The sequence below is a fragment of the Nucisporomicrobium flavum genome, from assembly GCF_016464385.1.
GTDB classification, from domain to species: Bacteria; Actinomycetota; Actinomycetes; order Mycobacteriales; family Micromonosporaceae; genus Actinoplanes; species Actinoplanes flavus_A.
Genome location: NZ_JADMLH010000014.1, coordinates 13,930 through 25,839 on the forward strand (window position 1 = coordinate 13,930; position 11,910 = coordinate 25,839).

The following is an 11,910-nucleotide window of genomic DNA, read 5'->3' on the forward strand; positions in this document are numbered from 1 at the left end:
CGAGGACGACCACCGTGACCCAGCAGAGATCACCGGCCCGGTACCCGACCGGCGGCGATTACGTCGACGCGCTGCAAGCGCCGGGCCTGGCCTTCTCTGACCCGCAACTGCGGGCCGGCACGGTCAAGACCGACGACCTCGGCATGCCGGAACCGGTGTCGGGCAACTTCGCCTCCGTCTTCCATGTCTACGGGACCGTGGGTGAGCAGTGGGCGATTAAGTGTTTCGTCCGTCCCGACGCGGACCGGCACCGCCGGTACGACGCGATCGCCACCGCTCTGCAGGCGTTGCACCATCCGGCCCTGGTGGACTTCGACTACCAGGCCGAAGGGGTCATGGTGGCGGGCGTGCGTTACCCGCTGCTGAAGATGCGGTGGGTGCAAGCCCAGGGTCTGATGTCCTGGCTGGAGTCTCACCTGTCCTTCCCGGACCGAGTCCTATCCGTCGCGGCGCAGTTCGCCGACGTCGTCGCCGTGCTGGAGCGCGCGGGCATCGCCCACGGCGATCTTCAACACGGAAACCTGTTGATCACCGCCAACGACGAGCTAAAGCTCATCGATTACGACGGCATGTTCGTCCCCCAGCTCGCCGGGCTGCCCGCGAACGAGAAAGGGCTCGCCAACTATCAGCATCCTCGTCGCGCCGACAGCGACTACGGTCCCGGCCTGGACCGCTTCTCCGCCTGGGTGATCTACGCCAGCTTGATTGCCCTGGCCACGCGGCCAAATCTGTGGCGACGCCTCCGTGCCAGCGATGACGACACCAAGCTGCTGTTCGCCTCCGCGGACTACCTCGATCCCGCGGCTTCCGACGCTTTCCAACAAATTCGGACCGCAGGGTCGGCTCAGCTCACCGAACTCGCCGACCATCTGATGAGCTTCACCCGGATGCTTCCCGCCCAGCTGCCCCCACTCGAGTCGGTCACCGCCGGCAAGACCACCTCTGCAACACCGGTAGCGCACGCGGCACAGGCCGCTGAAGTCCCGGACTGGCTCGCTGATCACCTGGACACGACGGCGTCGCCCGCGCCGACGTCGGCTCCCGCCGGCGCGTTCGGGCAACCGGTGACGTACTCGTTCGCCGGCCGGAATCTGATCCTGGCCCGCATCGCCGCGGCATTCGCGCTGCTCATGACGGCAGGAGGTGCAGCGGCCTACCTGGGCTGGACGACGGCGGCGGTCGTGCCCCTCATCGGATGGCTTCTCGCGGCCGCGGTCGCGGCGGCGGTGATTGCGAGCACCTACTGGACCCATCCGCTGACTGCGGCCCGCAGGCGAGCGGCCGCCGATTGCGTGACGGCGCGGCGCGCCGTCGTGGCCGCGGAGAATGAAGTACGAAACGCACAGCACCTCGTCGTAGAACTCGAAGCTAGCGGAGCGGCGCAGAGGCAGGCCATTGCCCAGCAGCGTACCGCTGCCGTCCGACAGCGCGACGCCGCGACAGGGCACGCGCAGCAGGTCCTGCAACAGACGCTGCAAGCTCTTCAGCAGCAACGCTCCAACTGGCACAACAGCCAGCAGGCCAGAGAGCAGAAGCGGCTCGAGGTCATCGCGGCCGAGCACGTTCAGCGGGTCTTGGCCAGCACCGTCATCGCGAAAAACCCGCCACCCGGGATTCATGCCAAGCTTGCCGGCGCGCTTGCCGCACACGGGTTCCGCACTGCCGCTGACTTCGTCGAGTACCGCACCGTGTCCGGGCATGGCCAGTACCCCAAGACCTACATCAAGCGCACGGGGACTGACTACGGCACGTACGTGGAGAACATCGGGGAGACGCGTGCACAGTCGCTGATTCAATGGCGCGAGGCCGTCAAGACTCGTGCCGAGGCCCAGGCTCCCCGGTCACTCACTGCACAACAGCGCGGTGAGGTAGCCGCTGAACTCCAGCGATTCCATGCCGGACTCAACGCTCAAGAGAATGCGGCGAAATCGCAAGCTCGGGGCGCTATCGATCACGCTAAGGGCGTGGAACAGGCTGCACAGGCGGGGCTGGACAAGCAGCAGCGCGACGTAGAGGCCGACCTCGGTGCGAAACGCGCCAACCTCGAGCGGCGTGCCGTCGGGGCGCAGAACGCTGTCACGGCCGCCCGACGTGACGCTGCCCAACGCGACGCCGCTCTCACTCCGCTGAAGCGGGCCACCATGCCGAGGTACCTGCGCGCTGCCGCCGGATCCGCCCCGTCATGGACGGCTTGATCGGCTAGGTAATCGGCCGCCTCACCCAGCCCGCTGAACCCGAAGATCAATCACTCTTCGCGGGACAGAACCCCGAACTCGCGAGCAAAGCCAGACACACCTCAGGTGGTTGGCTGTCACCATTGCATCAACCCTTGTGCGACGGCTCTGGGACCACTCGATACGTCGCCGACCGGCAGGTGGGCAGGTGCGCACGCCCGCTCAGCGGGCACACCTGTCCTTCGTGCCAACGAAGGCCCCTCACCTTGAACAAGAACGGCAGGTTTCCCAAGCATCGTCCACACGAGGGCGTACGTGCGCGTTGTCCGAGGCGAATAGCCGCCGCTGAACAGCGGTAACGCTTGTATGCAGTGCTCCGGCGGCGGGCCGTCAAATCGACCGGCGAGCCGCGTTCTGTGTGCGTCTGCTCGGCGCCGATCAAAAGCCCTCGACGCATCGTCGGTCATCGCGACGCCTGCGTTCGTCCGCCTGCGCCCGTAGGCGTGCTCCATGCAGCTGCGGTGACCGGAACTCTGCCGTAGCACTCCCTCAGAAGTCATTTGGACCGCCGCCTCCCGGTGTCCGAAGTCTGCATGATGTCGCTCGCCAAGCGGTAGGTGGCCGCGACGAGCGGCGGCCCGTCCTCGGTGAGATCTGTACGGTCGAACGCGCCCTCGGCCGCCGGTGGCTGTTCCAGCGGAAATCGCTCCCCAAAGATGTGTTGTCGCAGGATGCCAAGAGAGCCGTCGACGGCCACGCGTCGCTGACGCGTCGGCGGCGACCTCGCCGCGGGCTTGTGTGCCCAATCTCGCATAAAGTTGATCTGTTGGAGTGAAATCAAAAACGGTCACCGCCAGGAGGGCATCCAGATGGATCGGACGCGCCTAGAGGTCCAGCCAGACGCAATGATCAACTCTGACGTCCGAAGGCCGTCGAGCATTATCAGAATCAGACAGGTGTGCATAAGTTGCGGACAACGGCCCGATGTGACAGTCTGAACTCGCTCTTCCTGGTGGATAGATAAATTTGCGGTAAGGGCATGCTGCGGTAAATTTCCTTTATGCCGTAGTCGACGGATGGCGCCCATTTCTAAGTGGCGACACGCCGACGGCAGCGTCTCTTACTCGCTATTCCTCAGCTGATACTCGGCGCCTGCCGATTTGCTGAGGAGGGCATGCGACTGTGGTTCAGCTTTTCGCTCGGCACGTCGCGCCGAAGGTTTCTCAGATCAGTGACAAGGGCCGACGGCATGCCGCTGGTGGAAGCACAAGCGCTTGCTGTCGACACCAGCCAGGGCGCCGTGCCAGTCGCGCTGTACCGCCAAGTCTGAAGATCGCCTGCCTGCAAGGTGCGTCCTCGGATCCGTGGGCGGTCTTGACGGCATCGGCTCAGCGCATCGCGCCAGGTCCGTACCCTGACGACCTTGTGTGCCCCGACGTCGGGTGCCGTACTCAGTCATACCGTTCGCGACGCAGCGCTCCGTCGTCCGCGGGTCGCCGCCAGGCGATGAGGGCGAGGAAACTGAAGCTGCTCCTGTCCGAAACGAAAGCTTGCAAATCCGCGGACACCTCATCCGCTGCGACTCCGCCATCGAGCGTCTCGTCCCGGAACTCCCTCCATCCCCGTCGCTCGGTTTCTCCAGCTGCAGATTGGGCGGGCACGGCCTCCTCCCGAGAGGTCCGAACATGATCCGTCGACTTCCGGTAGTGCTACCGCCGCGGGATGGTGAGTCGCTGCCGTCGTGGGTCGATCGGCAGGCCGCCTACTACGGCGTGCCTCGTGGCCTGCTGGTACAGGCCCTTGGCCTACCGCTGCGGAACATCAGCAACGATGTACGTCCCGTGCTGTACGGCATCACCGCGTCCGAGCAATCCGTGACAGACCTGTGCACGGCAACTGGCCTGCTGCCGGAGACAGTCGGCGGGATGCTACTGAGTCGTTTCGGGCGGACGGTGTTAGACCTGACGGCGCTCGACCTGCATGACGAACGGACCGTGCAGCCGGTGCTGGGTCGGGAATGGGCCAACTTTCACGGTAGCCGAGCGTGCCCGCGTTGCCTGGCGCAGGAACCGGTGTGGCCGGCGTGGTGGCGGCTGGGCGCGGCAGCGGTCTGCCCCCGTCATGCGGTGCTGCTCGTGGATGTGTGCCCAGGCTGCGATGTGCCGCTGCGCAGGGGATACCTCAGGCGCCCGCGTGGGCTGTCACGAGTGGATGTGCTCGACCCGCGCGAGTGCGGCAATTACACACCGAGCGGCCGATGCCCGGCACTGGTGGACAAAACCCCGGCGGTTGCCGTGCCGGAACTCGTGGTGCTGGCACAGCAGACGTTCTTGGACTTGGCATCCGGCACCAGCCAGGGGTGGTCCGGCCAGTCCGTGCCGACCAGATTCTGGGCTACCGCGATGCGCTGGCTCACCGCACTGGTGCGATTCACCACGACACCGGAGGATGTGCACGCACTGGTGCCAACGATGTCGCAGGTGTCGCAGGCGTTCGCCGACGAGCAGACGGCGCGGGCAAACGCGCCGGCTGGGATGTCCGCCCGGTTGACGACCATGCCGGCGACTGCCGCCGCGGCCGTTGCCATCCTGGTGTCGGTTCACGAGGTGCTCTGTGCGGCGAATCCCGATGCTGCCAGGGAGGCGCTGGCGCCGCTGACGTACCGGTGGGTGCGCCGACGCCGGCAGATTCGGCACGATCCACTACGGGGCGTTCCGTGTCCGCAGGCAATTGCCGCAGCGGTGCGCCCGGTTACTCCGGGCGCCTCGCGAATCGCTGGTGCGGTGCCGGCTACCACGGCACCGTTCACGTACCGCAACATTCCCCATCTGATCAGTGCGGAGGATTACCAGGAGCTGCTGGCGGCGCAGCTGCCCGGTGTGGCCGCGCGGTTGGGCCGGCAGCTCGGTGCGGTGGCGATCGCCCGGCTGTGCGGAGCGCGGTCATGGATGCACGCCGGTTCCGCCATCGAGGCTGACCCGTCGATTACCGCCCGGCTGGCTGATCGGGCGGTACGCCGGGTGGCAGACCCAAACGCGTTCTGGGCAGCGATCGAGCAGATCGCCGCGCGGATGGCGTCTCGGGAGCTGATCGACTACGCCGCCCGGCGTTCAGCGCTGAACGAACAATTCAAGGTTCCGCACACCGTGGTGGCACTCGTCGGCCCGCCGCCGGTGACCCTCCCGCGACGCGTGCACGCGGCGGCGTGGGTATGGCAGCACCTGACCGGCGGTGACGCCGGGCAAGCTCCGGCGTACCAGAGCACACCCATCCAGGCGGAGTCGGCCCGCGAGGGGTACCGAAAATTCCTGCGCTGGTCGGCACCATCCGAGATGATCCCGCTGCGAACCTGGGCAACCGAGCTGCTCGCCGTACGGGGCGCGCGATGACTGGCCGACGAGATCTCGGAGTCGCGAACGCCGACATCGTCGACATGAGGCTGCGCAATACCCATCCTTCGCGGGAGCAGTCGTCCGGTGGCGGCATCTACGGTGGAGTTTCGTGGATTGACGCAGCCGGCACGTCCACCGTCGTGGCCCTCGACGACGCCTGCGACCTCCCGCTGGAAGAGGCGCACCCGGCGCGGCGCATACCCCGCTACAAGAACAGCACGCACACACCCGGCCGGTACTGGTCCGCCACCGGCTCGGTGCTGCTCGAGTACGAAAGCTTCCTGGAGTCAAAGTGGATGACGATGCTGGACTTCGATCCCGCAGTGGTGGCGTTCAGCAGCCAGCCACTGAGGTTCGTCGGCCATGACCGAGATGGCCCCTTCGAACACGTGCCTGACCTCTTCGCGCGCACGGCTGACGGCCACGGCCACGTCATCGACGTCAAGGCCCCGTTCCTGGCTGAGGAGAAGAAGCAGATCAGGTTGGCCCGCAGAACGGCACGGTGGTGCGAGGTAGTGGGCTGGAACTATTGGTTCGTCAAAGAGATCGACGACGTCCTCTGGGCGAACGTCTCCTTCCTTGCCGGCTATCGCCGGAAGCCGGCGGCGTTACTGACCATGAGTGACCGACTACTCGAGCTGGTGCGACAACCAACGTCGATCGCCGAGGTCATGCGGTTCATGGAAGCGCCCGAGCTGGCCCGGGCGGTACTGCTGCACCTGTGCTGGCGCCAGCAAATCCAGCTCGACCTGGCCGAGCCGCTGCGCTACGACAGCCGCCTCACTCACCTGCGGTGCAGCGATCTGCCGGTCAGCTGGCATCACCCCACCAACCCCATCGCACGTCAGAGCGGCATCAGCCGTAGTCAAGGAGCACGGATGGACAGGCCCATGCGGCTCGCCGTCGGCGCCAACATCGAGTTCGAAGAGGAGACTCACCAAGTCCTCGGACTGCACGGCTCCTTTGTGCGGCTGATGTCCGAAAGCGGTGGCCGCCAGATCATCGCAGTCACGGAGCTTGTCGCCGACCCGAGCTTCCGGCCTGCACCAGAGGGCCAGCCGATGTCACGCGCCGTCGCCGGAGACATGGCCGCGCAAGTCGACCAGCTGCCGGAGACCGAGATCAAACGGATCGTGGAACTCGAAGGCCACCTGCAAGAGGTACTCACGGGGTACCGCAGCGGCCGAGCCCACGAGGCGCTGCCCGGCGAACCGCGCCCCGCCTACACGCACGGACAAACACTCACTGCGCGACTGCGGGCGAAGGCCGCCGAGACCGGAATGACCGAACGGCATCTGTACCGGCTTCTGCAGGCGTACCAAGACGCTGGCCGGTGGGGTCTCGTCGACGGACGCAAGCTTCGCGCCCTGTCACCGCTGAACAGTATGGACTCCCGGGCGATCAGAGCCATCGAGGACCAGTGCGCCGCTGAAACCTTCGAAAGCGGCGCCCGTATCGGTGGCCGGTTCATGCGTCGAGTACGCAACCGGCTCGACGCCACTCACGGCGCCGGCGTCGTGCCGCTACCGCCGGCTCGTACGTTCTATCGAGCCGTGGAGCATCTGCTGCACCTGTCGCCTGCCGGGCCGACGAGCCGGCGCCAGAATGACGCCAACAAACCTGACCGCGCGTTCGAAGTCCTGCGAGCCTCGCGGCCGGGCGAAGTCGTCATGATTGATACGACCCGGCTAGATGTCATTGCCTACGAGCCCGCGGCGGATCTTACCCATGCAGTGGAACTCACCTACGCCCTAGATCTGGCGACTCGCAGCTTGCTGGCGTGGCGGCTCACCCCGGCAGGCACCAAAGGCATCGACGTCAGCTTGCTGCTGGCAGACATGATGGCGCCGCTACCGATGCGCATGGGCTGGGATGATCGGTTGCGGTTCACCATGATGCGCCTGCCGCAGCAACGGTTACTTGACCTCGACGAGCGCCTTGCCGAGGCAGCCGCCCGGCCGGTCATCTATCCCGAGACGTTACTGGTCGACCTGGGCAAGCCGTACCAGTCGAAGGTGCTTTGGGGTGCTGCACAGTGGCTAGGAATCAGCATTCAGGACGCCCGTAAAGCCCGGCCAATCGACAAGGCGAACATCGAACGATCATTCGAAACAGTGCGCATGCAGTTCAGCGAGCACGTCGCCGGATGCAAGAGCTATGACGTCGCGCACCGCCCTAGCAACCCCGAAGCCTTCGCCCGCTGGACGCTGGAGGAGCTCGATGACTTCTTTGCCGAGTACGTCATTGCCGTCTACCAACAACGGCCGACAGGCGGGTTGCACCTGCCCGGGTTCCCGGGCGTCCACATGTCACCGAATCAGGCATATGAGCACGCCGTAGCACACGCCGGCTACGTGGTCTGCCCGATCAACGGCGCCATGTACTACGAACTGCTGCCGATCGCTCGCTGCAAGATCCAAGACTACGGCGTTGACGTCAACGGTTTGCGGTACTTCGGCAACGTGCTGCACGAGCTGCGTCACGTCGCTTCCCCGGAAAGCGGCAAGTACGCCGGCAAATGGGCAGTGCGGTACGACCCCAGAGATTTGCGGCACGCCTACTTCTTCGACCCTCGGGACAACACCTGGCACCTGCTCGATTGGATACACGGACGTCCCGCCCACCTGCCGTTCACCGACGTCATGTTGCGTAACGCCCGCAAGCTCGTCGCCGTACGCGGCCTGGACAACTCCGACAGCGAATTGATCGCGAAGGCGCTGCTGGACCTGCAGAACCGCACTGATGCCCCGGAGACCTGGCTGCGCATCGACAGACGAGCACAGCTCAAGGATGCGCAGCGGGCCCGCGCCGCTGCCAGGGACCGTGCCAACGCCGATCCACCGATCGAGACACACACGGAACCCGCCGCTCTATACACGACTCCCGTATCAGAAGACGATATCGATTTGAGTGACCTCGCTGACCTGGAGCCTCTCGGAGTGTGGGATCCCCAAGCAGATTAGGAGCGCCGATGCTGAAATCTGACAATCCTTCACCTGACAGATCACAACCATGATCGCTCGTTTTTTCGCCACTGAGAAACAACGCCCGTAGCTCCAGGACGATCTCGGTCCCGTTGTCGGCCGACGGCGCCTTGAATGCTGCATTGACTGGACGCCGGCCGTCAAGCGCGGCCGCCATTGCAGCGGAAGCCGCTGCAGCCTGACATTACCTCCGAACACTCGCTGCGAGATCCTCCTGAGAGGGAACAACCGAATGCTGCCGTGGCAAAACCAGAAGCACCCTAGCCTCGCCGAGCCCCGCACGAAGGAACAGTGGCGGGCCTACCTAGATATGAAACCTCCGCCGAGACCCGACATGCCCAGCTATGCGATATACCGGCGCATGGGTGCCGAAGTGCGGGAAGACTTCAACGAGGCGCGACACGATCACCATAGCGCTCTTGTCATCGTCAAAACTCCGGTGATGAAGCGGGTTCATGCCCGGATTGCTGAGAAAATGCGGGCCAACAAGCATCAAACCACAGGACCCAGGCGAGGTTTCGTTCTCGACGGCCAACCCACCGTTGGTAAATCAACCTTGGTGAAGACCTTTGGTGCGAAGTTCGAGCTTACCCTGCGTCGCAGGTATCCGGAGCGGTTCTCATCGCAGTACGTCCAGGATGGCCGTCTGATTGACTACACCCCATTCGTGCTGGTCGGCTTGCAAAGTAACACCACTCCCAAAAATCTCTCTCTCGCTATTGCGCATTGGTTCAATCAGCCATTCCGTTCCGCCGTGACCGAATCCGAAGCTACGGAGAAGGTGATCGAAATCCTTAATGCGTGCGGTACGGAACTCATAGTCGTCGACGAGTATCACTTCCTCAACATGGAATCGAAAGAGGGAAAGTCTGTCAATAACCACATCAAGCATCTCTCAAATTATTGCCCGGCCACCTTCGTTTTCGCCGGTCACGACTTGAGGTCGTCGGGTATGTTTCTTGAAGGATTTGCCAAGAGGCGGCCGACGCAGACTTCCATGCGGAATTCGTATCACAATATCGGACCTTTCCAAGTGAACACGGTCGCGCATCAACGGCAATGGGCGTCCGTGATCAACGAAATGGAGCATGCGCTCACCTTGTTCAAGCATGAATCGGGCAGCCTCGCCACTCAACATTGGCGCTACATGCACGACCGTACCGGCGGCAGTATCGCCAGCCTTTCGGAACTCATCCGCCTCGCCGCAGGTAGGGCTATTGACGACGGCAGCGAGAAGATCACACGGAACATGCTGGACACCATCGAGATCGACGTGTATTCGATGGAGGCCTATCGGCAGCTCACTAAGAGCCAGAGCGGTCAGGCCCGGAAACGGGCCCAGTCAGGGCATCTTCAGGTGAGTTGATCCTCTTCGTCTGTCCGCGTATCGACCTAGCCATCCGCTCGAGGAGCCGCAGGTGACGTCTCAATCGCATAGTCGGCGGATGCTCGCCGTACGGGCGCAACCGGCCCACGGTGAGTCGCTTCCCAGCTGGGTCGACCGAACGGCGGCCATCAACGGTGTGCAACGCAGGCACATGTGGTACCACCTGGGACTCATCGAAGACGTCGCCGAGATGCCCGTGGCGTACGGCGTCACACTCACGCCCAACGTCCGGACGATGGTCGAGCAGGCATCCGGCATTGCCGAGGTCACTATCGACCAGATGCTGTTGAGCCGATACGCCGGCACCGCGATGGATATGGCCCGGCTTGATCTGAACGACCGGCGCACGGTCGCCGCGTGGGCTCGAACCGCGTGGGCGTACATCTGGGCTTCTCGTGCCTGCCCGGCGTGCCTGCGTGACTCCCCCGGCGTATGGCACCTCAGGTGGAAGACGCCGTGGGCCTTCGTCTGCCCTGATCATCAGGCTTACTTGATCGCGATCTGCCCTGACTGCGGTGCACGGCTGCAATCCAATACCCGCGATGGTCGGCAGCAGCATCTGTGTTGTGGATCAGTACCTGAGACCGGTCGAGGCCGCGTCGACGGAAAACCGCGCAGACGTCGGCACACAAATGACATCTGCGGTCTCGAGATCGGCCAAGCGGCGCAACAGCCTGCCGACCGCGACGCTGTCCTTTTGCAGCGGCGTGTCGACATGCTGTTCGACTCGGCGAACGACAGCGATACCCGCGGTAAATCTCGGCAACGTCTGACCGAACTACGTAGTCTGCTCACCTTCGTGCTCTACATCGGCGTACCTGGAATGCTCAGCGACGCTGACCCTCTGCTGCGGGACCGATTCATTCGACATGTTGCCGTGCGCGACGCGCAGGTACCACGGAAGGGAAGCCAGGCGCAGGAGGCGTACCGTTCTTACACGCTGCCGCCCTCCGACCCGCTGCTAATCGCCGCCGCAGTAACCGTCGCCGGACGGTTGGCTTTCGCCGACAACGTTGCCGATGCCTGCAGGCGGTTTGTCGACCAGGCCAGCGGCGAGATGCCGGACTGCAAGGCTCGATGGCGTCAGCTCGACAAGTTCTGGCGGCCACCCGACCGCTTTGCGTACTCGCTGCGCGAAGCACGGGACCGGCATCTCTGGGCTGTCTCAGCATCTCTCGACGGCCGGTCTCAACGCCGCCACCCCACCGCCCGTGTCGACAGCCGACACGTGCCCGCCTTGATGTGGCCTGACGCCTACTCCTATTTGAGCGACGACGTTCTACGGGCGGGATGGGAGATTCCGAGCCGCCGTTTCTGCGCCCTGGCGCTCGCTCGCACTGTCGAGCCAGCGCTCAACGACTGGGCTACCGCCGCCGCAGCCCTGGGCCTCCCGGAGCACGTCGCCGCCCACTGCTACCTGCTTACTCACAGGATGCGCGCCGACGGCACCGGCGAGCTGTTCCACCACCGCCTCACCGCACTCACTGAGACGCTCAACAGCCGCACCAAGCCGATCGACTACCGCCGCCGGCGCAGCGCGCTCACGTCGCTCACCGACGTGCCCGGAAAAGACTGGGCAAACGTCTGTGACGCGCACGGCTTCGACCCGCACTCGCCAAAATGGCAACGGCACCGGGTGCATGCCGCTGCATGGTTGTGGGCCACCCTCACCGGCGGCGACTGGCACCACGCCCCATCCCTCGGTCTCGCGCAACTACCGGCGAAGGAACGGCGTCTCACAACCCAGCGCTACAACATATATTTCCAGCAGCAACAATTGCCGAAAATCGAGACGGGCATGAGGAAGCTCGCCCAGACGCTGCTCAGGCGCCACCGGCTCACTGGAGCGGTCGAATCAACACCTTTCCTTTGCGAGTAGCCTCCCCGTGCCCGGTTTGCGGCACTGGTACGTCGGGGTTAGTGCCGTGTGAACGCCGCGTTGCCGCAGGCGAAGATGTCGCCGCCGCAGCCAG

6 protein-coding genes are annotated in these 11,910 nt (G+C 64.5%); 5 read left to right on the forward strand and 1 reads right to left on the reverse strand.

Going from position 1 to position 11,910, the window contains the following annotated elements:
• The first annotated feature begins 14 nt into the window (after positions 1–14).
• Positions 15–2,195 carry a protein kinase domain-containing protein gene (locus IT780_RS28665; protein WP_199514914.1) on the forward strand — a complete coding sequence of 727 codons (2,181 nt, stop codon included), beginning with the start codon at positions 15–17 and terminating at the stop codon, positions 2,193–2,195.
• A gap of 535 nt (positions 2,196–2,730) precedes the next feature.
• Here IT780_RS28665 and IT780_RS28670 read toward each other — a convergent pair.
• On the reverse strand, positions 2,731–2,931 hold the full coding sequence (locus IT780_RS28670; protein ID WP_199514915.1) for a hypothetical protein: 201 nt from the start codon (positions 2,929–2,931) through the stop codon (positions 2,731–2,733).
• A 928-nt stretch (positions 2,932–3,859) separates the two neighbouring features.
• Between IT780_RS28670 and IT780_RS28675 the strand changes: the two genes are divergently transcribed.
• From IT780_RS28675 to IT780_RS28690, 4 genes are all read left to right on the forward strand, one after another.
• Positions 3,860–5,563, forward strand: coding sequence for a TniQ family protein (locus IT780_RS28675; RefSeq protein ID WP_199514916.1), 1,704 nt, complete (start codon positions 3,860–3,862; stop codon positions 5,561–5,563).
• Complete coding sequence (locus IT780_RS28680) at positions 5,560–8,529, forward strand: TnsA-like heteromeric transposase endonuclease subunit (protein ID WP_199514917.1); 2,970 nt, start codon at positions 5,560–5,562, stop codon at positions 8,527–8,529. Before IT780_RS28675 ends, IT780_RS28680 begins: the two co-directional genes overlap by 4 nt.
• Before the next feature lie 382 nt (positions 8,530–8,911).
• Complete coding sequence (locus IT780_RS28685) at positions 8,912–9,916, forward strand: TniB family NTP-binding protein (protein ID WP_199514918.1); 1,005 nt, start codon at positions 8,912–8,914, stop codon at positions 9,914–9,916.
• Positions 9,917–9,995: 79 nt separating this feature from the next.
• A complete protein-coding gene (locus IT780_RS28690) occupies positions 9,996–11,816 on the forward strand; it encodes a TniQ family protein (protein WP_199514919.1) in 1,821 nt (606 codons plus the stop codon).
• Positions 11,817–11,910: the final 94 nt, after the last annotated feature.